At 66.8% G+C, this 26,978-nt stretch carries 19 protein-coding genes and 9 pseudogenes; 15 read left to right on the forward strand and 13 right to left on the reverse strand.

The window, feature by feature from the left end; all coding sequences use genetic code 11:
- Positions 1 to 116: 116 nt before the first annotated feature.
- Together AB0E02_RS13660 and AB0E02_RS13665 are read right to left on the reverse strand one after the other, a co-directional pair.
- A complete protein-coding gene (locus AB0E02_RS13660; RefSeq protein ID WP_362138540.1) occupies positions 117 to 899 on the reverse strand; it encodes a hypothetical protein in 783 nt (260 codons plus the stop codon).
- A gap of 56 nt (positions 900 to 955) precedes the next feature.
- A complete protein-coding gene (locus AB0E02_RS13665) occupies positions 956 to 1,945 on the reverse strand; it encodes a zinc metalloprotease (protein WP_362138542.1) in 990 nt (329 codons plus the stop codon).
- 209 nt (positions 1,946 to 2,154) lie between these two features.
- Between AB0E02_RS13665 and AB0E02_RS13670 the strand changes: the two genes are divergently transcribed.
- Complete coding sequence (locus AB0E02_RS13670) at positions 2,155 to 2,478, forward strand: hypothetical protein (RefSeq protein ID WP_362138544.1); 324 nt, start codon at positions 2,155 to 2,157, stop codon at positions 2,476 to 2,478.
- 164 nt (positions 2,479 to 2,642) lie between these two features.
- On the opposite strand, the pseudogene AB0E02_RS13675 reads toward AB0E02_RS13670, so the two are convergent.
- Positions 2,643 to 3,172 (reverse strand): annotated as a pseudogene (locus AB0E02_RS13675) (transposase); the annotation flags it as partial.
- 38 nt (positions 3,173 to 3,210) lie between these two features.
- A complete protein-coding gene (locus AB0E02_RS13680; RefSeq protein WP_362138546.1) occupies positions 3,211 to 5,847 on the reverse strand; it encodes an NACHT domain-containing protein in 2,637 nt (878 codons plus the stop codon).
- Between the two features lie 216 nt (positions 5,848 to 6,063).
- Here AB0E02_RS13680 and AB0E02_RS13685 point away from each other — a divergent pair.
- From AB0E02_RS13685 to AB0E02_RS13695, 3 genes and pseudogenes are all read left to right on the forward strand, one after another.
- Positions 6,064 to 6,403: pseudogene (locus AB0E02_RS13685) on the forward strand (GNAT family N-acetyltransferase); the annotation flags it as partial.
- A gap of 226 nt (positions 6,404 to 6,629) precedes the next feature.
- A complete protein-coding gene (locus AB0E02_RS13690; RefSeq protein ID WP_362138743.1) occupies positions 6,630 to 6,773 on the forward strand; it encodes a DUF6233 domain-containing protein in 144 nt (47 codons plus the stop codon).
- A gap of 279 nt (positions 6,774 to 7,052) precedes the next feature.
- The gene (locus AB0E02_RS13695) at positions 7,053 to 8,699 is read left to right on the forward strand and encodes a pentapeptide repeat-containing protein (protein ID WP_362138549.1); all 1,647 of its coding nucleotides are present in this window, start codon (positions 7,053 to 7,055) and stop codon (positions 8,697 to 8,699) included.
- Between the two features lie 79 nt (positions 8,700 to 8,778).
- Here AB0E02_RS13695 and AB0E02_RS13700 read toward each other — a convergent pair whose 3' ends face one another.
- From AB0E02_RS13700 to AB0E02_RS13710, 3 genes are all read right to left on the reverse strand, one after another.
- Entirely contained in the window at positions 8,779 to 9,066 is a 288-nt protein-coding gene (locus AB0E02_RS13700) for an antibiotic biosynthesis monooxygenase (RefSeq protein ID WP_362138551.1), read from the reverse strand.
- A 30-nt stretch (positions 9,067 to 9,096) separates the two neighbouring features.
- Complete coding sequence (locus AB0E02_RS13705; protein WP_362138553.1) at positions 9,097 to 10,155, reverse strand: aldo/keto reductase; 1,059 nt, start codon at positions 10,153 to 10,155, stop codon at positions 9,097 to 9,099.
- Positions 10,156 to 10,533: 378 nt separating this feature from the next.
- Positions 10,534 to 10,854, reverse strand: coding sequence for a hypothetical protein (locus AB0E02_RS13710; RefSeq protein ID WP_362138555.1), 321 nt, complete (start codon positions 10,852 to 10,854; stop codon positions 10,534 to 10,536).
- A gap of 264 nt (positions 10,855 to 11,118) precedes the next feature.
- Between AB0E02_RS13710 and AB0E02_RS13715 the strand changes: the two are divergent.
- The 6 genes and pseudogenes from AB0E02_RS13715 to AB0E02_RS13740 form a co-directional block, all read left to right on the forward strand.
- Positions 11,119 to 11,548, forward strand: a pseudogene (locus AB0E02_RS13715) (VOC family protein); the annotation flags it as partial.
- A gap of 726 nt (positions 11,549 to 12,274) precedes the next feature.
- The gene (locus AB0E02_RS13720) at positions 12,275 to 12,889 is read left to right on the forward strand and encodes a DUF998 domain-containing protein (RefSeq protein WP_362138557.1); all 615 of its coding nucleotides are present in this window, start codon (positions 12,275 to 12,277) and stop codon (positions 12,887 to 12,889) included.
- A 259-nt stretch (positions 12,890 to 13,148) separates the two neighbouring features.
- Positions 13,149 to 13,793 (forward strand): dihydrofolate reductase family protein, encoded by a 645-nt coding sequence (locus AB0E02_RS13725; RefSeq protein WP_362138560.1) that lies wholly within the window; start codon positions 13,149 to 13,151, stop codon positions 13,791 to 13,793.
- Positions 13,794 to 13,962: 169 nt separating this feature from the next.
- Positions 13,963 to 14,481 (forward strand): annotated as a pseudogene (locus AB0E02_RS13730) (decarboxylase); the annotation flags it as partial.
- A gap of 268 nt (positions 14,482 to 14,749) precedes the next feature.
- Positions 14,750 to 15,088: pseudogene (locus tag AB0E02_RS13735) on the forward strand (IS21 family transposase); the annotation flags it as partial.
- Positions 15,089 to 15,219: 131 nt separating this feature from the next.
- Positions 15,220 to 16,030: pseudogene (locus tag AB0E02_RS13740) on the forward strand (ATP-binding protein).
- A gap of 76 nt (positions 16,031 to 16,106) precedes the next feature.
- Here AB0E02_RS13740 and AB0E02_RS13745 read toward each other — a convergent pair.
- Genes AB0E02_RS13745 through AB0E02_RS13755 form a run of 3 tightly spaced genes read right to left on the reverse strand, consistent with a single transcriptional unit; the run spans position 16,107 to position 17,476 of the window.
- Positions 16,107 to 16,898 carry an aldo/keto reductase gene (locus AB0E02_RS13745; RefSeq protein ID WP_362138745.1) on the reverse strand — a complete coding sequence of 264 codons (792 nt, stop codon included), beginning with the start codon at positions 16,896 to 16,898 and terminating at the stop codon, positions 16,107 to 16,109.
- On the reverse strand, positions 16,822 to 17,172 hold the full coding sequence (locus AB0E02_RS13750) for a cupin domain-containing protein (RefSeq protein ID WP_362138563.1): 351 nt from the start codon (positions 17,170 to 17,172) through the stop codon (positions 16,822 to 16,824). The genes AB0E02_RS13745 and AB0E02_RS13750 overlap by 77 nt, the downstream gene beginning before the upstream one ends.
- Positions 17,153 to 17,476: a hypothetical protein gene (locus AB0E02_RS13755; RefSeq protein WP_362138565.1), complete on the reverse strand. Its 324-nt coding sequence runs from the start codon at positions 17,474 to 17,476 to the stop codon at positions 17,153 to 17,155. The genes AB0E02_RS13750 and AB0E02_RS13755 overlap by 20 nt, the downstream gene beginning before the upstream one ends.
- A gap of 150 nt (positions 17,477 to 17,626) precedes the next feature.
- Here AB0E02_RS13755 and AB0E02_RS13760 point away from each other — a divergent pair.
- Positions 17,627 to 17,751, forward strand: a pseudogene (locus AB0E02_RS13760) (DUF6009 family protein); the annotation flags it as partial.
- Between the two features lie 165 nt (positions 17,752 to 17,916).
- Here AB0E02_RS13760 and AB0E02_RS13765 read toward each other — a convergent pair.
- Entirely contained in the window at positions 17,917 to 18,243 is a 327-nt protein-coding gene (locus AB0E02_RS13765; RefSeq protein ID WP_362138567.1) for a hypothetical protein, read from the reverse strand.
- Between the two features lie 61 nt (positions 18,244 to 18,304).
- Positions 18,305 to 19,294 carry a YafY family protein gene (locus AB0E02_RS13770; RefSeq protein ID WP_362138569.1) on the reverse strand — a complete coding sequence of 330 codons (990 nt, stop codon included), beginning with the start codon at positions 19,292 to 19,294 and terminating at the stop codon, positions 18,305 to 18,307.
- A gap of 93 nt (positions 19,295 to 19,387) precedes the next feature.
- On the opposite strand from AB0E02_RS13770, the gene AB0E02_RS13775 reads away from it, so the two are divergent.
- The 3 genes and pseudogenes from AB0E02_RS13775 (at position 19,388) to AB0E02_RS13785 (ending at position 22,135) form a co-directional block, all read left to right on the forward strand.
- Positions 19,388 to 19,786: a VOC family protein gene (locus AB0E02_RS13775; protein ID WP_362138571.1), complete on the forward strand. Its 399-nt coding sequence runs from the start codon at positions 19,388 to 19,390 to the stop codon at positions 19,784 to 19,786.
- Positions 19,787 to 19,834: 48 nt separating this feature from the next.
- Positions 19,835 to 20,037 (forward strand): annotated as a pseudogene (locus AB0E02_RS13780) (leucine zipper domain-containing protein); the annotation flags it as partial.
- Positions 20,038 to 20,394: 357 nt separating this feature from the next.
- A pseudogene (locus AB0E02_RS13785) lies at positions 20,395 to 22,135 on the forward strand (coagulation factor 5/8 type domain-containing protein).
- Between the two features lie 254 nt (positions 22,136 to 22,389).
- On the opposite strand, the gene putP reads toward AB0E02_RS13785, so the two are convergent.
- A complete protein-coding gene (putP, locus tag AB0E02_RS13790) occupies positions 22,390 to 25,959 on the reverse strand; it encodes a sodium/proline symporter PutP (RefSeq protein ID WP_362138574.1) in 3,570 nt (1,189 codons plus the stop codon).
- A 611-nt stretch (positions 25,960 to 26,570) separates the two neighbouring features.
- Between putP and AB0E02_RS13795 the strand changes: the two genes are divergently transcribed.
- Positions 26,571 to 26,951 (forward strand): hypothetical protein, encoded by a 381-nt coding sequence (locus tag AB0E02_RS13795; RefSeq protein WP_362138576.1) that lies wholly within the window; start codon positions 26,571 to 26,573, stop codon positions 26,949 to 26,951.
- Positions 26,952 to 26,978 lie beyond the last annotated feature (27 nt).

Below are 26,978 nucleotides of genomic sequence, written 5' to 3' on the forward strand. Positions count from 1 at the left end.
GCACCCGAAGGCGTCGAGGCCGGCGAGGTTCTGCGGTTCCTCGCCGAGCACGGCCAGGACGTTGCGACCGGACGGTACCTCTGACCTGCGCGTTCAGGTAGATCCAACGGGTCTCGTCAGAGTGTCAGGTCGTGAGCGAGGGCACTCATCACGGCCCGGGTCTTGGTCTCGCCGGATCTCGGGAGGTCGACGTGGCGCCTCTGCAGGGACTGTTGGAGTTGCCTCTCGGCCTCGGCCGCATCGCCGGCGCTGGTGCGCACCGAGACTTCAAGGAAGCGCAGGCCCCTGGTGGACCACTCCTCGATGGCCACGGGGCGGGGCAGGGTGTCCCATTCCTGTTTCCACTTGACGGCGTGCACCGGGCCGAGCGCTGTCAGAGCCATGAGATCGCCCTTCTTCAACCCGACCGCACCCTTGAGGAGGTGGCGGTGCGGCTTGGCGAGAAGGTGATCCAGCGCGCCGGGCTCGGGTTCGGGCCTGAGCGCCGCCTCGATGTGCTTCGCCTCGACCTTCCGCTCGGCCTGCAGTGAGGCGGACAGCACCGGAGTGAAGGCGGGACCGGTCCGGTCCTCCTCGATCGTGAACTCCCAGTCGTCGTCCTCGTCCTTGAGGTTGGTCTGCCAGTCGCCTGGCAGTGGGGGACACGGCCGCAGCTTGACCGTCATGTCTGTCTCGCGCTTGCGCCCCTGGACCTCGTCGTCCATACGCAGGCGGAAGATGACCCCGCGGTCGAGGAAGGGCAGCGAGATGCCTTCGCTGCCCTTCCTCGGGCTGTCCCAGAAGTGGATGGTGCGACTGCGGCTCTCGCTCCCCTGGAGTTCGAGCGCACGGGCCGCCTCCCGGGCGTCGTCTCCAGAAAAGCTGATCTTGATTTCCGCAGTCGCAGCCGTTGGAGTCACCGCACCGGCCTGCCGTGCGCCTGTGGTCCCGTGGGTGACTCGCCGGAGACCCCTGGTCACGCCATGACGAGCTGCCGGGTGGCGAACGACCTGCGGGCGTTTTCGAAGGTGGACTCCATGCGTGCCACTTGGCCCGTCGTGAACATGAACATCGCGACGTCGTCGGTGTAGTCCATGTAGTTCACGAACATGTCCCCGTTCGGCCCGTTGTTGCACGTCACATGCGGGGTGGGAGTCCCGAAATTGGGCCCTTCCTGGTTCGGGGTGTCCGCAACCAAATCGTCGCCGGCGCAGCCCCGCTTGTCGCCCCAGATGTGTCGCAGGTTGAGCCAGTGCCCGATTTCGTGCGTCGCCGTGCGGCCACCATTGAACGGCGCGGCGGCGGTCCCGGTGGTTCCAAAGCCTTTATAGGTGATGACGACACCGTCCGTGGCTGCCGGTCCACCGGGGAACTGCGCGTAGCCGAGCAGTCCTCTTGCCAGCTGACACACCCAGATGTTGAGGTAGGCGTCTGCCGGCCAGGCGTTCTGGCCCCCGGTCTGTGCGAACTTGACCTTGTTGTCGGTTCTCTTGTCGGGGTCAGGAGAATTGGGGTCCGGGGCGTCGAAGGAAGCGACCGTGGTCCTGGTGCGCGTGATGCCGTCCGTCGGGCGGCCGAGCGGATCGGTGGCAGCGAGGTGGAAGCTGATCCGGGCGTCGCCGACGATGTTGCGCCATACCTGCGGCACATTGCCGAGGTCCGGATTCTGTTTCCGGAAGTCGCGGTTGAGCACGTCGATCTGACTGCGGATCTGTGCATCACTGATGTTCTGCTCATCGGTGCTGTGGACGACGTGCACAACGACGGGGATGTCGATCACGCCCTCCCGCGCCGTTCTCCGCTCCCCGTTTTCGTGGGCGCGTTCGTAGGCGGATGCGGTCTCCTCGACCAGCGTGCGGTTCTCGGCGTAGTCGGCCGTCGTGTCGAGGAGCGCGTGATGGGCTCTCATCGTGGCACACCAGTCGGTGTACTCAGGCGATGCGCTGCGTTCGGTTTCGTCAGACATGGTGGTGTCACCTGCCGGTGTCTGGGCTCAGTCTCGGGAGATGCCGCTCGTGATGCGAGCGCCGAAAACGGATGTCCACGTTGGGACGGAAAGCGCGCGGGGCCGTACGACCTGCTGCGCGGATGCATCTGTCGCCACACCTACACTTGAGAGTAGGCATGACGGACAAATGGTGCAAATGGCATATGCGGCAGCGAGGTGGTTGAGCGATGAACGAGCTTCCCCGCACTCTGTTTCAGAGGTGGTGGCATGCCTTCGAGGAAGACCACGAAGGCATCACCGTCTACCGGCCTGACGACTACGACTTCCCGCTTGCACGTGGTCGTGGCGGGCTGGAATTCCAGGCGGACGGCACCTTCATCGACTACCCCGTGGGCCCGGCAGACGCTCCGGAATCGGCACTCGGCCGATGGCACTTCGCGGAGAACCGCCGTTTGGTCATTTCCTTCACCGGCAGCGCCGAGCCGGACCGTGAACTGGCAATCGTGCGCTGCGATGAGCACATTCTGCAGATCCGCTCGACGCCGGAGTGATACTTCAGTCAGTCGGAGACCCGATGCGATTTCGAAGGGGTCTGGCGACCAGCCCGCGACACCATCCACCACAACCCCACTACGATGAACGTTCCCTGGTCACGGCACTAAGGGCTGACCCGTAAATGATCTTTGACGTGCTGGATAACGTGCTCGTTTCTTCCTCATCCGGCGAGGGTGAGGTTGTGCAGGCGGGCGATGCCGAGCATGGCGTGGTGGACGCCGTCGCCTTTGAGGCGGCAATCGCGGAGGATTTTCCAGCTTTTCATGCGGGCGAAGGCGTGCTCGACGCGGGCGCGGACCTTGCGGTGGGAGGCGTTGCGTTCCTCTTTTCAGGCCGGGAGTTCGGCCTGGCCCTTCTCGCGGCGGTGCGGGATGACCAGGCCCATGCCGCGGTAGCCACCGTCCGCGGTCACCGTGGTCTTGCCGACGGCGGTCTTCGCGCCGGACAGCTCCCATGCCTTGCAGTCGTTGCGATTGCCGGGAAGCGGCCGGCCGACGGCCACGACGAGACGGTATTGGCATCGATGACCACTTGGTGGTTGGTGGAGTACCGATAGTTCTTCGACTGCTCGGCCACCATGTGGTCGCGGGTGGGGACCAGCGTGCCGTCCTTGCGGAACCACTTGCGGGGGTGGAGCGCGAGCGACGGGCCGAGCTGGTCGATGATGCGGTCAGCGGCCGACTTCGACACCTGCGATCGGTGGGCATCCGTGATGCGGACGGCACCCATCAGGTCGTGGTCAGGCACGCTCGGACAATTTCCGTGGACGGCGGAAGAGCCTCGGATCCCACGAACACGGATTCCTCGGCGAGCCGAATGGTGCGCAGGGACCTGACCTTCTTGAGACTGCTCACATCGATACTGACCAGAGCGCTTTCGAACGTGATGGTGTGCAGATTCGGGAAGTACGCCAGCCACTCCCAGGTGGCCTCCGAGTCGGCCTCCACCCACAAGTGAGTGAGGCGGGTCCGGTCGCAGGCGGATTGGAACTCCTCAGGTGTGATCGTGCCCGTTATCCGAATGCGAGAACGGCCACCGAACCGTCGGAGCGCATGCAGTTCCTGCGCATTCGAGACGCAGAAGTAGAGCTCTTCCTCTCCGAGGTGAGCAATGACTTCCTCAGCGAATCGATCGCACTCGAAACGACTCCAGACCCTGGCCAGTTCCGAACGGACACGGAGGTCCGAGAGGTCGCGATACTGCGCCAGTACGGAGATCGCGGCGTCGGTGGCAAGCCGGGTTGCGCAGAGTACCGTGAAGTAGACCTCGTCGTCGGAGAGCCCCTGCGGCCCGGGAAGCAGATCCAGGACGACCGGACCCACATCGGCCAGAGCGCGCGCCTGATCCGCCGATCGAGGCGGAATCAGCGCCGCGGCCCGCTTCTCCACCTCCATCCGCACATCCGGGTTCAGTTCTGTCGCATGTTCCAGGCAGGCCGCTGCCAGCAAATGGAGACGCCTGCCGTCCTTTTCGGATGTGTCACCTCGTTCTATGAGACCGGTCAGCAGCCGGGTTCGCTCCATGGTCCGAGCGTGGGCAACGGACATCCGGATGACGTCTTCCCATTGATCGAGATGTGCGTGTGCGATGAGGAAGTCGAAGTCAAGACCTTCCACGGCAGCCTTGGCACCCAGATAGTCCTGAAAAGTGCGGTGAATGAAATCCATCGAGCCTGCACTTGGTTCGCGCAGAAGACCACTTCGGATCAGCAGGTGGTGATAGATCTCCTCGGCCGTCCCCTGATCGGCGATCTTCGGCATCGCGGGTAGCGCGTGCTCCAGCAGCTCGATGGCATCCGTCCGATCCATCTCGGAACGACCGTTGCGGATCATCCAGTAGGCCAGTTTCTGGATCAACTGGATGTGATGTTCCTCGCCGATGCGAATGGTGCCCGGCTTGTAGATTCCTCGCTCCCGGTCACGCCGGGAAAGCAGCATGGAGAGGGCGGCGTCGTAGACCTCCTTCCGGCCGTCCGGGAGATAGCCACGACGGTCCTGGTGAAGGGCGCAGATCAGCGCGCACATCAGGGGGTTGGTGGCGAGGCGGCCAAGGTCTTGCTTGGCTCGTACAGCTTGCAGGAGATCTGTGGCATAACGATCACCAATGCCCGCGGCCTTGTGCCACCGCCTGATGAACTCGGCGACATTCTCCCGGCTCATCGGAGCAAGGTCGAGCTCTGCGAAGTCGTCACCGATCAACCAGTCCTGGCGTACGGCCGAAGGCCGAGAGGTCACCAGCCACCGGTTGTGCGGGTAGGAACTGACCAGCTCCTGTAGCCAACGGCGTGCCTCTTGGCGTTCGCTTTCCGGAATTTCGTCGATCCCGTCGATCAGGATCAACCCACGCTTTGACCTCAACACCCTGTCGAACCATCCTGTGGGCTGGAGGCTGGCGATGGGACAGTCAACCGCGGCCAGGAATCCATCGGGTGTGGGGAGTTTGGCGCCCCCTCGGGTCAGGGTGCGCAGCGGCAGTACAAAGGGCACGAGGCCGTAGAGATACAGGAGGCGTTCGTCGAGAGCCTTCCGCGCCGTGGATACTGCCAGCCACTGTACGAGCGTCGTTTTCCCTGATCCTGCGACGCCCCGGAGCAACACTCGGTCACGACCGGCCAAGATGTGATCGGCGGGGAGGAGTGTGGGGAGGTCGTGCGTTCTGCCGCCCGCTGCGTCCAAGCTCAGATAGGCGGCGTCGAGCGGCCAATTCTCCGGCGCCTCGGACAGATCGAGCCCGAAAATGGTTAATTTGCCGTGCTTGGCGGCAATGTACTCGGCGTAGCGCTCCTCGAAAGGACCGTCGGCCGGCGAGGGAGTGCGGGCGATCAGGGAGTCGATCTTCAGAGACAACTCTTCGATCCGACGGCTGTGTTCGATCAGCGTACGAGCCACAAAAGTGGATCTCTGGGTGAAGAAGTGCAGGATATGGAGGCACGCAGTGTCGAGCACGCTCGCATGAAGTGTCACTGCGTCGCTGGATAAACCCAGAGTGGCCGAGGGGCTCTGCGACCGTAAATACCGGGAGAGCGCAAGGTGTCCGAGCTGCACGGCTTGTACATCGTCCATGTCGATGTAGCCCAGCGACCTCAGCGAGTCCGCTACGGCATGTGCCACAGCGCGCTGTTCGTATGCCGGCAGACGTTCCTCGACGCCGGTGGACTGCGCTGCGCGGTTCACCAGTTCTTCGGCGATCTTGTGCAGATCTTCGTCCGACAGGACTCGTTTCTCGCCCTTGAACGAAACGAGCTTCGAGACGCGCAGCGGCTTGTCGACCAAACCGGCACCGGGGCCGTCTGCTACGAAGAGCCTCTTGATCAGCGGCGCTACAACGCTTGAGGCGAGACGAGCGCCAATGGCAGCGGCTTCCATTTACTCCCCAGTTGGTGTGAGGACGGCAGCCAACCGTCGGCCCGGCAGCAGCTTAGGAGATACAGCGATGGGTTGTCCGGGGAAACAGCCAAGTGCGGTGATCAGCTTGCCGAACCTGAGGAGCGATGGCCCCGGTGAGCCAGGAGCGGGGGCTGGGGAAACGGCTTTGCGCCCCGTGTGATCGGCGTGGAGGCCGGCTCGCCGGAGGTTCTGAAGATGACCAAGGTGGTGTTGAAGCCGTCAGCCCGTGACTTGATGCATGCGGACCTGGCGTCGTGCGGGTTGGCAGGGTCTGACCACCATCCGGCCGGCGTCGCCCGGAAGTTGGAACGTGCCCGGATCGGTGAGGTCGATTACCTCGCGGTCTGCCCTGCAACCAACATCCCGCAGGCGAAGAGCTGGCCGTGGAGGGAAACAACCCCCGGCGCATGCCCTGTACGAACAACTGGGATATGTCACGTACGACCGCCAACCGGACTCATGGGACGAGCAAGCCCCTGATGGAACGGTGCGCCGCTACGAAACGATGTGCACGCTCATGCGGAAGGAACTCGCGGAGGCTCAGTCACCCGCCCGGGAACTGCCAGCGGACGCGTCGTCCCTGGTCATGTGGTCATTGGTTCCGGGTGCCGTCCTCAAGACCGTCGGCCAGGTGTCGGTGACGTGGGGGCTCTCCGCGTGCCTCATGGGTATCCACGGGGTGTCACCTGTGAATACCGTGTTGGCGGAGGGATACGAGGCATCATGCCCACTGTGAAGCAGACGGGTGGGCCGACGTCTACCTGCACCGCCGCGACTGTGCCCAGGCGGGGTCGACCGGCGGGACGGTGAGCGACGAGGAGGCGCTGGCGGCGCTGGCCGGGCCGGATGTCACGGTGCCGTGCCCGGTTTGCCGGCCCGACACCGTCCTGAAGGACCGACGCTGATGGTCAGAGCCGGCCCATTCAGTCAGCGAGGATCGAAGTAGGGCCACCCTGCTTCCCCCTCCCGGGCGAGCCGGCCGCCGCGACGCTGGCGCACCACCTCCCAATGGCGCCGGGGAACGAAACTGATCGACCGTGCCGGAACGTCTTCGGGGCATGACACGTTCGAACCCCGAACCATCTCCCCATCCGCAGGGCTGGCCCCACTGTGGTCACGGCGCGGTCCCGGCGACCGACCCTGATGGCTGCCATGGCATCCAAGTCCCCACTTTTTCGGCCTGCTTGGCCCACCTGAACGAGTCGGATCGCGCCGCCTACCTGGCCACCCTGTCGCCCGGCGACGAAATCGACCACCGCGGCACCGTCTTCACCGGCGAACTGCTCAGCGAACTGCTTTCCCCTCTGACGGACCCAGGCTCAGGCTTGCCCCGGTTCGGCAACGCCCGGTTTGACCGAGCCGAGTTCGGGGGCGACGCAGCCTTCGACGGGGCACAGTTCGCCGGCACTGCGTCGTTTGAGCGCGCGGAGTTCGGCAACAGCGCCCAGTTCAACGGGGCCGAGTTCGACGGCGAAGCTCACTTCGAAAGCGTGCACTTCGCCGCCCACTCCTCCTTTGAGCTGGCGCAATTTCACGGCGGTGCATGGTTCGTCGAGGCGAGACTGGGCGGCACTGCCAACTTCGGTGGGGCGAAGTTCTACAGCGACGCCTCCTTCGTCGGAGCGAAGTTCCATGACATTGCCTGGTTCGGTGGGGCCGCGTTCCACGGTGACACCTGGTTCCGTCGCGCGGCGTTCCGCGGCGACGCCGTGTTCTTGAAGGCGGACTTCGAACACGTCTCAGGCATGGGACCGTTGGTGTGCACCGGGACGCTGGACCTGTCGGAGGCAGTTTTCGGAGCCCCCGTGACCATCGAGGTGGCAGCGAACGCCGTGCACTGCCGACGAACGCGGTGGGCGTCGACTGCCGCGCTGCGGCTGCGTTACGCCGCAGTGGATTTGAGCGACGCGGTCCTTGAGCACCCACTAAGTATCGCCGCACGCTCCCGCCCCTTCACCGTGGACGGCGAGGAATTGGTCGAGGTGGACCTGGCCCGCCCTGGCGTTTCGGTCCGATCGCTGCGAGGCGTGGACGCGGCGCACGTGGTGTTGAGCGACATCGACCTCCGCGACTGCCGGTTCGTAGGGACAATCCACCTTGACCAGCTCCGGCTGGAAGGGGTGTACACCCTGGCTGGCGCGCCCGGTGGGCTATACCGACGCGGGATGCGGCTCAAGCGTTGGACGCCGCGCCGGACGCTGGTCGAAGAGCACCATTGGCGTGCCGTGCGGTCCGAAGACCCAGACGGCTGGACCACTCCTCTCGAAGGGGACGAGGTGCTGGGGCCGACCGCCTTGGCGCCTGTGTACCGGCAACTACGCAAGAGCTTCGAAGACGGCAAGCATGAACCGGGAGCAGCCGACTTCTACTACGGCGAAATGGAGATGCGCCGTCACGCCGATGACATTCCCTGGGCCGAGCGGAGTCTGCTCACCGCGTACTGGGCTGTGTCCGGTTATGGGCTGCGGGCCTCCCGAGCCTTTACGTGGCTGGTGGCAGCCATGGCTGCCACCGTGTTGGCGATGATGCTGTGGGGTCTTCCGCAGCACGATCTGAAGCCGACCAGTACGGCTACGTCGACCGGCTCCGGCCGGTTCGTGATCACCGCTGTCCCGTCTGCCCCTATGAACCCTCATGGGGCGTATGGCGAGAGGCTGTCAGTCGAACGGTTCGAGAAGTCCCTGCGTGTGGTGATCAACTCGGTGGTGTTTCGTTCCTCGGGTCAAGATCTCACCACCTTCGGCACGTACGCCGAGATGGCCTCGCGGCTGAGCGAGCCCGTCCTGCTCGGTCTGGGCCTCCTCGCCATCCGTAACCGAGTCAAACGCTGAAGGCCATGCCCACCACAGTGATTCGTTCACGCGCATCGTTCGCCTCAAATGCCGCCGCGGCCAGCGGCGTTGATGCGAGTCAGGCGAGCCGATGCGCGAGGGGCCCTGGCTGCCGTACGTACTGATGACGGTTCCGAGGACACCCCATCAGAACTAGCCTCCCTGCGCCGAAGTCGGTGGTGAGCCGGATGGACCTGGGGCATCTGGCGGGCCTGCGCCTGGCCGGGCGGTTGGGATCGGCGTAGGGCTGGTAGGCGAGGCATCCGGGTTCTTCCAGGGAAGGTTCGATCATCGCCTCCAAGGCGGTGCGGAGGCGGTCCTCCTGGCCAGGAGCGGCCAGGCATTCGGCGATGACGGTGAGGGACATGCGCGATGGTCTCCTCGTGGCATCCGGCGGTTACGGGCGGGCGGGGCCGGTGCCCGCGTGGCTCGTGGTGATCGCGGTGGCGATCTCGTCGAGGTCGGCCCGGGGCAGCTCCACAGCGCCCGCGGTGATCCAGCCGTCCACCTGACGGGCGGTGCGCGCCCCGACGATGGCGCCGGTGATGCCGGGCCACGCGAGCGCCCAGGCAATGGCGACCTCGGCGACCGTGGCACCGTGCCGCTCGGCGACCGGGCGCAGCGCGTCGGCCAGTTGGAGGTTGGCCGCGAGCCCAGTGGTGAAATCGTGGTGGGCGGTGCGCCAGTCGTCGGTGGGCAGCCGGTCGACGCGCTCGGCGGAGAACGTACCGGTGAGCAGGCCGGACTGGAGCGGGGAGTAGACGATCACCCCGGTGCCGTGGGCGGCGGCCCAGGCGATCTCCGGTGCGGCCGAGCGGTTGATCGCCGAGAACGGCGGCTGGATGACGTCGACATGGGCGATCCGCTCGGCGGCCTCCAGCTGCTCCGCCGAGTGGTTCGACAGACCGATCGCGCGTACCTTGCCCTCGGCCTTCAGATCGGCCATGACCTGCCAGTACTCCTCCAGCGGCGTGGCGTTGGGGGAGACGGCGCCGAAGCCGCCGCCGGCGTACTCCAGCGACTCGCCGGTGTCCGGGTAGTGCACCTGGTACAGGTCGATGTGATCGACACCCAGGCGCCGCAGCGAGTCCTCGATCTCCCGGCGTACGCTCGCGGGCTTCATGATGCGGCGGGGCGCGGCCTGCGGGTTGTCCGGGTCCCAGACCAGCCCCACCTTGGTGAACAGGTACGGCCGCTCGCCCTCGGGCAGGTCGCTGACGGCCTTGCCGACCAGCTCCTCGGAGTGGCCCAGCCCGTAAACCGCTGCGGTGTCGATCCAGTTGACGCCGGAGGCGACGGCGTGCCGGATGGCCGCCACCGACTCGGCGTCATCGGTGGCGCCCCAGCCGAAGCGCCATCCGGAACCGGATACCGCCCAGGAGCCGAAGCCGAGGCGGGTGATGTCCATACCGGTGTTGCCGAGGGGAGGGGTCGGCAGGTGGTGCGTGGTGCTCATGTCGAGTACTCCCGTAACGCGCAAGAGGTCGCCAGGTGCCCGCAGTGGGGCCTTCTGGCCGACCGGAACCGTTCCGGCGATCACCACTGTGCTCCTCCGCGCCCGGCCCACCCAGTGGCAGCCGGTGCCTGGGCACGGCATGACCAGGCACAGCGGCCGCGCGCCCCCGTCGCAGCCGGAATACTGCTGGCATGACGCTTGAACGCACCAGGGCGTAGCGAAGGCCGAAGGACTCACGGGGCGTCCCGGCGCGCGCCATACAGCACGGAGATGCCGGCGCGGTGCCTCCACTTGTGTGCCCCAACGCCCAGCGATGCCGTGCCGGTCGGCGCCACGCGGAGGCAGCTTGTGATGTGAAGCTCTACGCAGAAGCTCTGCTCAGCTGTCGTTGTCGGGAAGCGTCTTCACCAGCAAGGCCCGTGGCTGCCAGGTCCAGGCATAGCGAACGTCCTTCGTCATGCCCTGGGCCAGAGTGCCACGCGGGTCCTTGTTGTGCGGTATGACGATGACGAAGTGGGCCGGACGCTTGGTGCACAGGTTGGTCAGGCGAACGTAGCGGTCGTGTCCCTCGTTGAAGTACTTCCTTACCTTCACACACTGTGGCGTACCGTCCACGGCACTGGCGGTCGTGGCGGTGGCCAGAGGGAGTAACGCACTGCACGCCACGACGCCCAATGCCATTGCCATGGTCTTTCGCATGTCGTCTCCTCGTGGCACATCGGAAGGATCTCGCTCGCACGTCTTGCCGAAGTTGCTGCATTCATCCCTCATTCGTCCCTCATTCGTCCCTGTCGTCCTGGCTGTCCTGCGAGGGCACCCCCGGGTGGCGAGAACCAACGACCGGATGCGGCTCGACCCAGCGCGTCACCAACTCATGTCACGTGCGCCCTCGATCTGCGCCGTGATGACATAGGGGATCACATATGGGGTGCTGGTGCACAGCACGCGTCACCTGGTGAGCCGATGGCGTCGATCAGGAAGTTCCAAGTCACCTACGACTGCGCAGAACCTGAGCGCGTCGCTCGATTCTGGTGCGAGGTGGTGGGGTACGTCGCTGCGCCGCCACCGAAGGGTTGCCACTTGGGAGGCGTTCGATCGTTCGCGGCCACCTGAGGATCAGGGTTCATGGTTCGCGTGCCGTGATCCCTCAAGTGCGGCCCCACGACTGTTATTTCAGCGCGTTCCCGAAGGCACGGTCGTGAAGAATCGGGTGCATCTTGACGTGCGCGTCGGCACCGGGCTGGTGAGTGAAGAGCGCTTGGCCACGCTTGAGGCCGCATGCGCACGGCTGGTGGCGCTCGGCGGCGCGGTACGCGTGCGGCTGCTGCCTGCCGATGACGACAACGAGTCGTGCATCGTGATGCAGGACATCGAGGGCAACGAGTTCCGTCTCCGCCGAGGAGCCGCGAAGGGTTCCTGCGCCCTGGCGGCATCTCGCTCCTCAACCCACCACTCCCACCAGTTCTCATCCCGAACCCACACTCCCACCGGTTCTCATCCCGAACCCACACTCCCACCGGTTCTCATCCCGAACCCACACTCCCACCGCTTCTCATCCCGAACCCACACTCCCACCGCTTCTCATCCCATCTGCCTGTCGGGGGCAGACGGGATGGGAGCTGCTCCTGCACGCCACTACTCGCACTCGCCAACGGCGCCCCCGCAGTCTCGGAGACCGAGTGCCCCTTCCGGAGGCATGAGGCATGAGGCATGAGGCATGAGGCATGCTTTTGACCGTCGCCGGAGCGTCTGTTCCAGCAGCTCCATGCCGAAGCGGACGCGGCTGGCCGGATCGACTGGGACATCTCCCTCGACTTCACGATCGTGCGAGTGATGGGCATGCCGGCAGCGGTGCCAGCGGTCGGTGCCGCTTATGATCGAAATGCGCCCGACCCAGACGGAGGTGACACTCCGCCAGGCGGCTCTGTTGAAGGCCGAACGCGTCGAGTTTCCCGTCGCAGCGATGTGCCGCAATGCCGTCGAATGAGAACGCTCAGGACAGTAAAGTCACCGACTCGGCACCTGAAAGGCCATGATGAAAACGAGATCCACGTCGTACTCCGAATACCGCACCGCCGCGACTGCAAGGATCGGTGCGGCCGCATTAATCGTAGGCACCGTGCAGTTCTTCGTCGTCCAGCTGGTCGTGGAGACCGGCTGGCACACTCCCTACAGCTGGGCGGAGAACAACATCAGCGATCTCGGCAACGTGGGTTGCCGGCTCTGGGACGACTCCCGGCCCCGATATGTGTGCTCGCCGCTGCACGGCGTCATGAACGCCAGCTTCACCGTCCACGGCGTACTGCTGCTCACCGGCGTGCTGCTGGCCGGAGCCTGCTGGGGCCGCGGTGCGATATCGGCAAGTTCCCGTATTCTGCTCGCAATCGCTGCCGGTGGGTGGGTTCTGGTCGGCCTTGTTCCTGCAGACGTCGAAGAAAACCTCCATGTAGGGGGCGCACTCCTCATCATGGGGCTGGGAAATCTCGGGCTCCTCCTCACCGGATTCACCTCCCGAGACGCACTCTTCGGCGGACTGCGGAGCGTAACCCTCCCGATAGCTGTCGCCGCGGCGCTCGCCGCATGGATGTTCTTCGGTCAGTACGACCCAGGCATCGGACTGGGCAGCCTGGAACGTATCGCGGCCTGCGCACTGGACGCGTGGAGCCTCCTCATGGCTCTCGCCATACTTCGTGCCCGTCGCTCGGACACCGCGGGCGACGTGGCGAGTCGTTGAAGCGATCGGGCGCGGCACCATGGTTGACGATGTGTTCCTTGTGCTGCCGGCCTTCGTGGCAGCGAACAGGTTCACGCGGAACAGGTCCCGCTATCCCACGCCATCTTGTACCCTCGGCGCGCTATCTTTCCCTGCACCCGCAGGCGCCCTGACTGGTTAGCCCGGCTTCTGACCGGACACGGACGCAGCGGGGAGTTTCCTGGCCCGGCAAGTCTCACCACCGTTATGGCCCTCACCATCGTCATCACAGGAGGAACGAGTGGCTCAGCTATTGAGAGTTCAGAACTTCAACGTCTCGAGTGACGGTATCGGTGCCGGTGAGGACCAGAGCCTGGAGAGTCCGTTCGGCCACGCCCATCCCGAGAGGCTGTTTGCCTGGGCCGGCGCCACGGCGAGCTGGCCCATGCGCACCGACCCCGGGGGCAGCCGTGGTCTCGACGACTACCTCACGCGGGACTACGCATGCAACATCGGTGCCGAGATCATGGGCCGCAACAAGTTCGGTCCCCAGCGCGGCCCTTGGCACGACCACGAGTGGAAGGGCTGGTGGGGTGACGAGCCCCCGTTCCGCACCCCGGTATTCGTCCTGACCCACCACAAGCGTCCATCGCTCACGCTCTCCGACACCACGTTCCACTTCGTCGACGGCGACCCGGCAACGGTCCTCAAGCAGGCCCGGGAAGCGGCGCAGGGCAAGGACGTCCGACTCGGCGGCGGGGTCACCACCATCCGGCAGTTCCTCGACGCCGATCTCGTCGACACCCTGCATGTGGCGGTCTCGCCGGTGAAGCTCGGGACCGGACTACGACTCTGGGAGTCCCCCGATGAGCTGCTCGACCGGTTCCACCTGGACGTCGTGCCCAGCCCGAGCGGTGTGACGCACCACCTGTTCTGGCGGAAGTGACCGGTCCTCAGGGCCGGCCCCGGCCAGCTGTTCTGTCTTCCGGGGCTGCCCTGAGGCGGGCCGTCGTGTCGCGCCTCGGGCGGTCAGCGTCGACATCAGCCTGGACAACCCGGAAGATCCTCTCCCATGTGCCGTCCGCGGAACCACGCTGGTGCCGGTCGTCACACCAGAGGTGGACTCGCTCATCGCCGACGGCGAGACCGTCCTCCTCGACAGCGGCACCACCTGCCTGGAGATCGCCCACCTGCTGCGCGACGGCCGCTCACTGCGCTGCCCCTGTCATTGCAGGCCATCCATGTGCTCGGCGGAGGCCCGGGACCGGCAATGCTGATGGTGCCCGGCGGGCAGCTTCGGGCAGCTTCGGGCCGCCGAGGGAGCCCTCACCGGCCCCCTCACCCTCGCCTCCCTGGCGGCACTGCGCTTCGACACTGCCGTCATAAGCTGCTGCGGCCTGAGTGCCGTCGAGGGCCTGACCGCCTACGGCCTCGATGACGCGGCAGTGAAGAAGGCCGGCATCGCCTCCGCGCGCCGCATCGTCGTCGCAGCCGACGGCAGCAAGTTCGGCCACACCGCCTTCGCGTACGTCGGCCCTTCCACACACCTGCACACTCTCGTCATCGTCACCACGACCCCCGCCGATGAGGTCACCGAGCTCGAAGGCACCGGCATCCTCGGGAAGGCCGTTTGACGACTGTGCGGCTGGAGTGGGCGGTGGAAGCTGCGACTGCGGCGCGGCCATTCTCCGGTCATCGCGGTCGCGGCCAGTATCTTCTGGGCAACCGTCCCGCTTTGCAGCGGCCGCACATCGCGATCAGGACCACCTCCGGGCCCAGCGCGATCGCTCGTTACCAGGCTCCGTCTTGCAGCAAGGTCGACGTCCGTTCCACCTCCACGATGATCCAGATCTTCCATGATGGCCGGCTCGTCAAGGCCCACACATCGCTCTTGAACAGGTAAGACGCACCGACAAGAGCGACTACCCGCCGGAGAAGATCGCCTTCCAGATGCGCACGCCGGTCTGGTGCCGCAGCCAGGCGTCCGAGGTCGGCGACGCCTGCCGCGAGGTCGTCGATCAACTGCTTGAGGTCAACGTGCTCCATCGGCTCCGCGCCGCCCAGGGAGTTCTCGCCCTGCGGAAGAAGTACGGCGACACACGGCTGGAAGGCGCCAGGGCCGTCGCAGTCGGAGACCCGTCCTACCGCACCATCAAGGGCATTCTCATCGCGGGCACCGAGGCCGATCCTGAGCCCGAGACCAGCGGAGACGCCGGAGCCGCTGCCTTCCTCCGCGGCCCTGCCGGCTCTTCGCCACCGTGGCGACCCCCGACACGACGGACGACGACTGCGACGACAGGTGCACGACGAAGCAGAGGTGGAAGCCCGAAGACCGTGATGAATGCCGCCCTGCGGGAGTCACTCAAGGCCCTGTGACTGTCCGGCTTGCTGGAAACCCTCGACGCCCGCCTGGCCCAGGCCCACGGCGGCGAACTGGCCACCTGGACTTCCTTCAGGTCCTCTGCCAGGACGAGATCACCCGACGCGAGACCGGTGCCTTCCAACTCCGCCTGCAGCAGGTCAAGTTCGAGCATCAGGTCGCCCTGGAAGAGTTCGACATTTCCGCGTCCTCGCAGTCGCCGGCAGCGCAGATCCGGGATCTGGGCGCCTTGCGCTGGCTGCACGCCGGCGAGTTGGTCATCCTCTTCGGCCCGGTCGGTGTCGGCAGGACACACATCGTCCAGGCCCTCGGCCACGTCGCCGTCCGCCAAGGTGCCCATGTCCGCTTTGCCAAGACCAGCCACATTCTCGCCGACCTCGCCGGCGGCCACGCGGACCGCACATCGGATCCGCGAACTCGTCCGCCCCGACGTCCTCATCCTCGACGACTTCGCGACGCGCCAGATGTCCGCAGCACAAGCGGATGACCTCTACGAGCTCGTCAGCGAGCGCCAGGGCAGATCCCTGACCATCACCAGCAACCGGGCGCCCAGCGACTGGTATCCACTCATCCCCAACCCAGTCGTCGCCGAATCTCTCCTCGACCTGCCCATCAACACCCGCCACCAGGCCATCATGAACGGCCCCAGCCACCGCCCAACGAACGCCCCAGGAACTCGACCGGCAAAAAGCGCTAAGTCCCTGGCCAGCAGGGCCCGCGCTCGTCTCGCGCAGTGCACACATCAGCCTTATGTCAGCCGCGGTTCCAAGATGCGGAAGGCTCCCTCAGAATGCCCTGCATGAAGATCCTCAACATCGGCACGATTGCTGGCTCCCAGACGACTGCCTACGGCAGCCGAGGTGTCCGACGCGTCCGTGTTCACGGCGGGAGCGGTGCTGCCGCCGTGAACATCCTGCACTTGGCGCCAGGCGGACGCCTTGGGCGGCATGTCGCGCCAGTGCCACAGGTCCTCATCGTCACAGAGGGCCAGGGGTGGGCCAGCGGCCCGGACGGTGAATACGCGACCCTGACGAGAGGCCAAGCTGCCTGTTGGGCCGCGGGTGAGGAGCACGAGACCTGGACCGACACTGGTATGACCGTGCTCATCGTCGAAGCCCAGTCCCCGCCCCCGGAAAGCATGCTGGGGGAAGCTGCTCGGGGATAGCGGCAGTCCGGATCAACGTCAGACCCTGGGGAATTACGCGAACTTACTCCTGGGGAAATACGCGATCGTCCACACTCGAGTACGTCGGCCTCAACGAGGCTGACCGGCAGTTGCACTTCACGCAGTCGGTGGTCGGGCGAGCCGGCGGCCTCGACAGCCAGCCGGTCCAGTTCCTCGACGGTCATCAGCCCCTCGGTGCAGCCGGTCCAGGTGGCGATGCCGTACGTGCTCAGGTGCCCGGCTGCTGCGGCTTCCTCCAGGACGGCGAAAGCTTCGCGCAGCACGATCGGCAGCACAGCTCGGTCGCTGGTGCGCTCGGGGTTGTGCAGGAAGACGGTGTCGAGGCAAGCGCGGCCCAGAGCGGCACGGTTGCGCTCCAGCTGCCAGCGCACATATCCGGCCGTCAGGCTGTGCCCGCGCTCGGCATCCTCAGGGGGCAGGACGCCGGCGGCCACGGCGGCGGCTGCGCCAGGGGCCGGGAAGCCGACCTTTGTCGAGACCCGCAGGCCTGGATGGTCGGCGAGGGTGGGAGCGAGGAGCCGGTGGGCGCGGCCGGGTTGCGGTGCATCGGTGCGATTCGGGTCGGACCGTAAAGCTGCCAGTGCTTGTAGCCTCGACCTGCACGACGATCACGTCGTGGTCGTCCCAGTGAGTGCCGAAGCCTTCCTGGGCGCTCCAGGAAGCGTAGGCATTGACCTGGACGTGCGTGCGCAACCAGCCTTCCAGGTGCTGGGCGAGGTCGGCGACCGGCTCATGGAGCTCATCGATCGCATCGATCACCGGCGAGGCGCCCTCGGGCCAGGCAGCGGTGCAATTCGGCCGGGTGGGTGCATTGCCAGACGGTGTGCCGACGAGTGGTGACGGGGACGGCGTAGCGGTGTGGGGGCAGCATCTCACCGTCGGCAGACAGCCGAAGCCGCGGAACCTCCAGGCGGTGGGTGGCGATCAGGTTGTTGAGCGTGTCGAAGTAGATGAGGACACCGGGGTCGGTCACGGTGCCGGGAACATAGGTGTAGTCGCGGTGCAGCGACCGGGCCCGGAACTCCTCCTGGCCCAGCCGCTCCGCGGTGAGCTGGTAAGTCATCGCTTCGGTCACCGTGGCCTGTCAGTCGTTGCCGTCCGAGCGGCCGGTGCCGCCCCCGTCGGAGGGCGTCGTACCCCGGGCGCGGGCGGCCTGGATCTGCCGACGGGGCGGGGATCGACTGCTCACCGAGGAGGAAAGGGGTGGCGGAGCATGAGTTCCCTGATCGACGCGGACGAGATCAGTCACAAACCGAGCTCGTACGGCTGGAGGACGTCGACCAACTCGACTACGCCCGCCAGAGCCTGGACCGGCTGCCCACCCGCAAGGCCAAGCCCTCCTGACCGCGACGGCGGCATGTTCGGCCTTCGTGTCGATCCCCAGCACGAAGAGCCCCTTGTTCTCGTTGCCGCTGCCGTCGGCCTTGTCGAGCGCTGTCTGCAACTTCTGCGAGCCCTCGTACTGCCGTTGGTCGTGGATGCCCAGCTCTCCCCTCTGCCTTTTCATGTCGTACTCGGCGAGTTGGAGATCCACCGCTTGCGGGTGGCCTCGTCACGATCGGCGCTGGGTGTGCCGTCGAGCCATCCGATCCTGTCGGGATAGGCGTCGATGTACTCCTCCCGCTCCTGTGGAGAAAGGCTAGCCCACCACTTGGCGTTCTCCTTGGGGTCCTTCTTCGAGGGGATCGAATCCTCATCGAGGTGGGAGAAGCCCGCGACCTCGCGTGCGGCGTCCCTCGCCGCCTGGGTGCCGTAGTCGACATCCTGCGGCAGGCGGGAATCGAACGCAGCGCCATCGCGCTGGATGACCGGAAACTGATCGAGTGGCAAGGCGGCGGGCCGGTGGTCTGGGCCTGGTCGTGCCGGGTCTCATGGCATTGGTTCCTCGCTGTCAGGCTTGGCGGGCGTAGGACGTGAGGCGATCGGCGAGGGCGATGACGAGGTCGCGTAGTTCATCAGGGCGCTCGATGACGAACGGTCGGTCGAGTGAGGCGAGTGTCCGAGGCAACCAGTTGAGCTGTTGCGCCCGTAGCTCGACGCGCAGCCAGTGCTCGGCCGCCGGGTCCTGGCCGGCTGCGGGCTCGTGCTCCTCCAGGCTCGCGACGGTGGCGGGGAGGTGGGCGCGGATCTGCTCAACCGTTCCGTGGATCCGCAAGGTCACCTGATGCCGGTACTTGGCCGTGGCGAATCCTGAGAGCACGCGCTCTGCCGGACCGGGACCCGCGGGCGTTTCGAATGAGCCGGGCAGGGCCCTGGCGGCTGCGATGCGATCGAGCCGGAAGGTTCGGTCCTCGCCGGCCTGGGCGTCCTTGCCCGTCACGTACCACCGGCCCGCATGGGCGACGATCCCGTACGCGTGCAGTGTGCGTTCGCTGCGCCGTCCGTCGCGGTCGGTGTAGCGGATCGAGAGCGGTCGGCGGTGGCGTACCGCATCGGCGATGGTGAGCAGGAGCCCGGCGTCCGGGTGGTCCAACTCGCCGGGCTGGTCTGTGAAGGCGAGAGCTTCCAGGAGTGTGTCGAGCCGGCGGGCGAGGTGCTTGGGCAGCACCCGCCGGATCTTCGCCGACGCCGTCTCGTTCGCCGTGCGCTCCGTCGTCGTCAGCCCTGCCCGGCGGCCGGCGACCAGGCCCAGCAACACGGCCAGCGCCTCGTCGTCGCTGAGCATGAGCGGAGGCAAGCGGTACCCGGGGGCGAGCCGGTACCCGCCGTAGCGGCCGCGCACCGATTCCACGGGCACGTCGAGGTCGATGAGCTGGTCCACATACCGGCGCACGGTGCGCCCTTCGACGCCGAGCCTGTCGGCGAGTTCGGCCACCGTCCGGGTGCCGCCCGACTGCAGCAGTTCCAGGAGTGTCAGCACGCGGCCGGTGGGTCGTGGCATGTTCGCAGCCTAACGCGAATACCGGACCGATTCTGTCCACTATTTCTCCTAGCCTGCGGCGTGCACGCCTCCCACACAGCCAAGGAGATTCCCATGGACTTCGTCTCGATCCGCATCATCACCAGTGACGTCGCACGCCTCGTCGAGTTCTACGAGCGAGCTACCGGGATGCAGGCGATATGGGCCACCGAGGACTTCGCCGAACTCAAGACCGCGGGCGCAACCCTCGCGATCGCCGGCACCCGCACCGTCGCGCTGTTCGCCCCGGGCTCTTCCCGCCCGGCGGACAACCACAGCGTGATCACCGAGTTCCTCGTCGACGACGTGGACCGCGTTCACCAGAACCTGACCGGCTTCGTCACCGACTTCGTCAACGAGCCCACCACGATGCCCTGGGGCAACCGGTCGCTGTTGTTCCGCGACCCCGACGGCAACCTCGTCAACTTCTTCACCCCCGTCACCCCGGAGGCCATCGAAAAGTTCGCACGCTGACCCCACGCCCAGCCGCTCACCGGGAGCCCCGGGATCCCAAGGCTCCCGGTGAACGCAGCCGCCGAGCCCAGGAGCGCCACCAGCAGGGGACATCGGAACGCACCGCTGACCCCGAAGGACGTCTGCGCTTGTGCCTGCGGGTCGACGCCGGACGTCCGATCGCACACGTCGCTGCCGAAGCAGGAATCTCCCGCCGCTGCCTGGCCAAGCGGTACGCCCGCTGGCTCCGTTCGTCGGGGTGGGAGGGGCTGCGTAGGGAGGCCGGTGTGGGCTGGCCGGGCCCGTAGATCTCAACACCTCCTGAATGCAAACCGTCAGCTCACACCAGTCGGGTAGGCGGACCTGAGACCGAGGTTGAATCGCCGCCAACCGCGCTGAATGATAAGCCAGTTGGTGACACGTCAGCGGCGTCTTCTCCGTGACTCTGGACAGAACTCTTGACGCACTGTTCACATGTGGTGAACATGCAACAAGTAAGAGAGCGCTCCCATGAACTTCACTCGTTCACTTCCTGAATCCAAGTCAGGAGGGCTTCCATGCCCACACCCCCCGCAGACCGAACCGCTCACCGCACACCGAGACCCTCACGCCGCGGAGTCCTAGCCGCGATGGCGGCTGTGCTCCCCGTCGCCGGAGTGCCCGTCCTTTCCTCCCGGGCCTCCGCGGCGCCCGCTGCCGCTCAGCCGTCCGCCGCCGCTGCGCTGCCCGGCGGTGGCGACCTCGGTCCGAACGTGCTGGTCTTTGACCCCGGCACACCCAACATCCAGGGCAAGCTCGACGAGATCTTCAAGCAGCAGGAGTCGGCGCAGTTCGGCAGCGCCAGGTACGCCCTCCTGTTCAAACCGGGCACGTACAACGGCCTGAACGCCCAGCTCGGCTTCTACACCTCGATCGCGGGCCTGGGGTTGTCGCCCGACGACACCACCATCAACGGCGATGTGACCGTTGACGCCGGCTGGTTCAACGGCAACGCGACGCAGAACTTCTGGCGCTCGGCGGAGAACCTCGCGCTCGCGCCCGTCAACGGCACGAACCGGTGGGCCGTGGCGCAGGCGGCTCCGTTCCGGCGGATGCACGTCAAGGGCGGACTGAACCTGTCACCCGACGGCTACCGGCTGGGCCAGCGGCGGGTACATCGCCGACAGCCGGATCGACGGACCGGTCGGTCCGTACTCCCAGCAGCAGTGGTACACGCGCGACAGTTCGGTGGGCGGCTGGCGCAACGCCGTGTGGAACATGGTGTTCTCCGGAGTCGAGGGAGCCCCCGGACAGACGTTTCCCGACCCGCCGTACACAGCCCTGGACACCACTCCGATCTCGCGCGAAAAGCCCTTCCTCTACCTTGCGGGCGGCGACTTCCGGGTGTTCCTCCCCGAGAAGCGGGTCAACGCCCGCGGCACCACTTGGGGCAACGGCACACCGCGGGGCGCATCCCTTCCGCTGAGCCAGTTCTACGTGGCCAAGCCCGGAACCGACGCGGCAACCCTCAACGCTGCCCTGGCCCAGGGCCTCAACTTGCTGCTCACGCCCGGGATTTACCACGTCGACCGGCCGATCGAGGTCCAGCGGGCGAACACCGTGGTCCTGGGGCTGGGGTACGCGACCATCGTGCCGGACAACGGGGTGACCGCCATGAAGGTCGCCGACGTCGACGGGGTGCGACTCGCGGGGTTCCTCATCGACGCCGGCCCGGTCAACTCGGCCACCCTGTTGGAAGTCGGCCCCGACGGCGCTTCTGCGGACCACGCCGCCAATCCGACGACGGTGCAGGACGTCTTCGTGCGTATCGGCGGCGCCGGCCCCGGCAAGGCGACGACCAGCATGGTGATCAACAGCAACCACACCATCATCGATCACACCTGGGTCTGGCGCGCCGACCACGGGGACGGGGTGGGCTGGGAGACCAACCGGGCCGACTACGGCATCCGCGTCAACGGTGCCGACGTCCTGGCCACCGGGCTGTTCGTCGAGCACTTCAACAAGTACGACGTGGAGTGGCGCGGCGAGCGGGGCCGTACGGTCTTCTTCCAGAACGAGAAGGCGTACGACGCACCCAATCAGGCCGCGGTCCAGAACGGCAACACCAAGGGCTTCGCCGCGTACAAGATCGCCGACACGGTGACCACCCACGAAGGGTGGGGCCTGGGCAGCTACTGCTACTACAACGTCGATCCCACCATCCGGCAGGACCACGGCTTCGAGGCCCCGAACAAGCCGGGTGTGAAGTTCCACGATCTGCTCGTGGTTTCGCTGGGCGGTAAGGGTCAGTACGAGCACGTGATCAACGATGTCGGCGCCCCCACCTCGGGCACCTCGACGGTTCCGTCCACGGTCACCTCGTATCCCTGACCACCGCGCCTACGAAGGACAGGCCCCCAGGAGGGGCGAGCGGCCTCAGGAGGACGAGGGCCTCAGGACGGACGAGCGGCTATAGGAGGGCGTCGTTCCGTTGCGTGGTGGACTGTGGTGGGCTCGGCTGCTGATGCCAGGTGCGTGGCACCGGCGGCCGATAGGTGTCCGCGTCGGCCGGCAGAAGCGCGGAACGCCCACGGCGCGGGCCCGTGAGGTCCGGGTGACGTCTCATCCGGCAACGCGAGATCCGCTCACCACCGGGCCTCCGCGTCGGCGGGAATGTCCTGCTCCGTCCAGATGATCTTGCCGGTCATCGTGTAGCGGGTGCCCCATCGCCGGGCGAGTTGGGCCACGATCAGTAGGCCCCGCCCTCCCTCGTCGGTGGTCCGGGCATGGCGCAGGCGTGGCGAAGTGCTGCTGGCGTCGGAGACCTCGCAGATCAGGCCGCGGTCCCGGATCAGGCGCAGACTCACCGGCCCGGTCGCATGGCGGATGGCGTTGGTGACCAGCTCGCTGACGATGAGCTCCGTGGTGAACGTCAGGTCGTCCATGCCCCACTCCGCCAACTGCCGGCCGGTGAGGGCGCGGGCGTTCGCCACGGCCGCCGGGTCGCTGGGCAGGTTCCATGACACGACCCGGTCCGGAGCCAGGACCTGGGTCCGGGCGAGGAGCAGGGCCACGTCGTCGGACGGCGGACCGGTCAGCAGGGCGTCGACCGCACCCAGGCCGATCTGCTCCAGCGTCTGACCGGGCGCCACGAGGGCGTCGCCCAGTCGGGAGAGCCCGATGTCGAGGTCCCGGTCGTAGGTCTCGATGAGACCGTCGGTGTAGAGGGCGATGAGGCTGCCTTCGGCCAGCTCCAGTTCGACGGACTCGAAGGGGAGGTACCCGAGGCCGAGTGGCGGTCCGGCGGCCAGGTCGAGGACGTTGGCGGTGCCGTCGGGGCCGACGATCACCGGTGGGAGGTGACCGGCCCGGGCGAGGGTGAACCGTCTGCTGACCGGGTCGTACACGGCGTACAGACAGGTGGCACCCATGAACGCGGCACCCGCGCTCGAGTCCTCGGCCTCCGCCGGCCCCATGAGGCCGATGACCAGGTCGTCCAGATGAGCCAGCAGTTCGTCCGGGGGAAGGTCCAGATCGGCGAGCGTGCGTACCGCGGTGCGCAGACGCCCCATGGTCGCCGCTGCGTTCATGCCGTGTCCGACGACGTCCCCGACGACCAGTGCAACCCGGGTCCCGGAGAGGGGAATGACGTCGAACCAGTCGCCGCCCACGCCGCTGGGGGCATCCGCCGGGAGATACCACGAGGCCACCTCCAGAGCGGACCCTCCCGTGAGCTCCTGCGGCAGCAGGTAACGCTGCATGGAGCGGGCCGCGGTGCGCTCGCGGGTGAAGCGGCGCGCGTTGTCCACGCACAGCGCCGCGCGGGCGACGAGTTCCTCGGCGAGACGCACGTCATCGTCCTCGAAGGGCCCCCGACGCCGGGAGCGGGCGAACGTCGCCACGCCAAGGGTGACGCCGCGCGCCCGTACCGGAACCACCATCAGCGAGCGGAAGTCGAACTCGCGGATGGAAGCGCCCAGTGACTGGTCCTCGGTCATCCAGGCGCTGGTGGAGCGGTCCAGGACGCGTTCGACGAGAGTCCTGCTTTCCAGCAGGCAGCGGGTCACGGGTGACGAGGGAGCACGCCGGACCGTTTCGCCCACGGCCAGGCTCGCCTCCGGACAGCCCTCGCGCACCGACTGCTGCCCCGCTCGGCGGATGACGGGCGTCATGCCGACCGGTCCGGGAGCCGGCTCCTCGCCCCTCATGACCGAGTCCAACAGGTCGACGGCGACGAACTCGGCGACGGACGGTACGACCTCGTCGGCCAGTTCCTGCGCGGTCCGCGTCACTTCCAGTGTGCTGCCGATACGGGCACCCGCGTCGTTCAGCAGAGCCAGGCGTTCCTGGGCCCGCCAGCGCTCGGTGACGTCGATGACCATGTACCAGATGCCCACGTACCGGCCCTGACGGTCCTTCATCGCGAAGAAGGAGGCGGAGGCCGCGCGCGTGCGGTCGGGATCGGCGTAGCCGGGGCTGCGGAACTCGTAGTCCAGCACCGGTTCCCCGGTCTCAAGAACCCTGCGCATCCGCTCCTCGAAGGCTTCCGCCTCGCTCCTCGGCAGTACTTCTCCCACCTGCCGCCCAAGTCGTTGTTCGAGGGGGATCAGGCGACCCAGCGGCTCGTTCACCCAGACGTAGCGCAGGTCCGTGTCCAGGACGGCCATGCCGACCGGTGCGTGGGTGAGGAACGGCGTGAGCATCAGCTGGCTCATCCCGCCTCCCGGCATCCGCCAGAAGGCCCGTTTCGGCGGCTGGCCGACGAACCGGCCGAAGACCAGTGCGGCGACCGTGGCGACCAGTACGCCCGGGACCATTTCGTAGAGGCCCGACTGGAGTGGCCCGAGCAGCGGATTGATCCTTTTCCAGAGGAGCACCGTGGTCGCGCCCGACACGATCCCGGCCATGGCTCCCGCCCAGGTCATACGCGGCCAGTACAGCGAGAGGAGGATGACCGGCCCGAAGGCGGCCCCGAAGCCCGCCCAGGCGTAGGCGACGATGCCCAGCAGCCCATCGCCGTTGAGCGCGATCACGAAGGCGACAAGGATCACCGCGACGACGGCGCCGCGGCCGACCCACACCAGCACCCGGTCCGCGGCGCGCCGGTTGAGGAACGCGCGGTAGAAGTCCTCCGTGAGCGCGACGGACGACACGAGAAGCTGGCTGTCCGCGGTCGACATGATCGCGGCCAGTACGGCGATCAGCATCACCCCGGCGATCCAGGGATTGAGCAGGATGCGGCTGAGGACGATGTAGACCGTTTCGGGGTCGTGGAGCGGCGTGCCGAGCCGCCCGATTCCCGCGAGGCCGACGAGTGTGGCGCCGGCAAGTACGACGATGACCCACCCGGTTTCGATACGGCGGGCCGCGGGGATGGCACGGGTGCTGCGGATGCCCATGAAGCGGGCCAGGATGTGCGGCTGACCGAAGTAGCCGAGGCCCCAGGCGAGCAGCGAAATGATGGCGACGGCGCCGAGCGACCCGCCTGCCGACCACTGCCCGGCGGTGTAGTTGACCTTTGCCCCCATGTCCAGCAGGCCCGGCGCCTTCTTGTGGAGGGCATCCGCCAGTTCCCGGAAGCCTCCGAGGGACCCTACAGCCGTCAGGGGGACCACGAGCAGGGCGAGGAACATCAGCGTCGCCTGCATCACGTGCGTCATGCTCACGGCGAGGAAGCCGCCCAGGACCGAGTAGATGACCATCACCAGGGCCATCAGGGTCACCCCGAGCCCGAAACGGACGTCGAAGACGTGCTCGAACAGCAACCCGCCGGCCACCAGACCACTGGCGACGTAAACGGTGAAGAACACGAGGGTGACCACCGCCGAGGCCATCCTGAGCATCCGGGTGCGGTCCTCGAACCGCTCCTCCAGGTAGGCCGACAGGCTCAAGGCGTTCTCGGCACGCTCGGTGTAGGTGCGCAGCCTCGGCGCGACGAACCGCCAGTTGAGGTAGGTGCCGACCGCCAGGCCGACGGCGATCCAACTGGCGCCGATGCCGGCCGCGTACACCGCTCCGGGAAACGCGAGAAACAGCCAGCCGGACATGTCACTGGCCCCTGCGGACAGGGCGGCGACCCACGCGCTGAGCCTGCGGTTTCCCAGGGCGAAGTCGGCGAAGGTGTGAGTGCGGGTGTATGCCCAGGCACCTACTCCGATCATGGTGAGCGCGTACACGAGGAACGTGGTCACGATCGGCGCACTCAAATCGAACATGTTCTCCTCGTCTGCGAGGTTCGTGAGCAATGGGCGCGACCAGAGGCGCGCCTGGGAGCCCGATCCGCCCTGGCGGGCAAATGTACCGATTTGTGTCGCCAGACGGTGGCCGCCACCTCCATGCCGGTGTCGAACGGCCTATCACCGCGCGGATTGGCGGCCGGGTCGGCGTGCTGGCCCTTTCCGAGGCGTGCAGCTTCCGCGTGCTCACCGGCACCAGCTGCGCGAAGGCGTATGCCGTTGTGTGTCACACGCACGGGTGGCCATCGCCTTCGCCGGTGCAGCTCCTGTTTCAGGGCAACCAACCGCTATAGGGCTTGGCGAGAATGAAGGCCGAGGTCTCTCGTGGTCGGTTCGTCCGTGGTGCTCAGCGGGTGGGCTCGCGGAGCCGGCGGACGGGCGAGGCGATGTGCGCGAGAACCCTCACATCGATGAAGGACGCGGTCGGCAAGAGCCCGAAAGAGTCGATTGTCCGTTTTCGCCGAGGGTAGATGGCTTGCATGTCCGCCACACGTAACCTTGTGCCGGGAGCCCTTCGTCGGAACTCTCATCGCCACCGACTGCCCCGGCACAGGCGCCCTGGCCGCCGACGCGGCAAGCTCCACCGGCGGGTGTTCGCCTACCGGGATGTGGTCATCTTCCATTCCCCGCACCCGACGAGTAAGCAAGCTCAAAGTCTGCTGCTGGTGTACATCCGCCGCGTCGTCGGCGAGGTTACCTACGAGGTGTGCGAGCTCTGTGCGAGCGGCGTGATCACCCAGGTCCACGTGGCAACGCCGTTGCAGGACAGCGGCCTGGGCACGCGCGCCGTGGCGCACCTGCGCGCGTGCTACCCCGATGTCACCTGGCGCAGCTGCCTCACCCAACGCATGACGCGTGACCTGGCCCACCGCATGCGACTGCCCAACGACCGGAGCGCCGCCCTGGCGTGTCCACACCTCACACGTGCTGCCTCCGAGGGTCGTGGGAAACCGGGTCGCGCAGGACGCTGATACTGGAGGGCTTCATTCAGGACGTGC

This window comes from Streptomyces sp. NPDC048196 (genome assembly GCF_040652715.1).
GTDB classification, from domain to species: domain Bacteria; phylum Actinomycetota; class Actinomycetes; order Streptomycetales; family Streptomycetaceae; genus Streptomyces; species Streptomyces siderophoricus.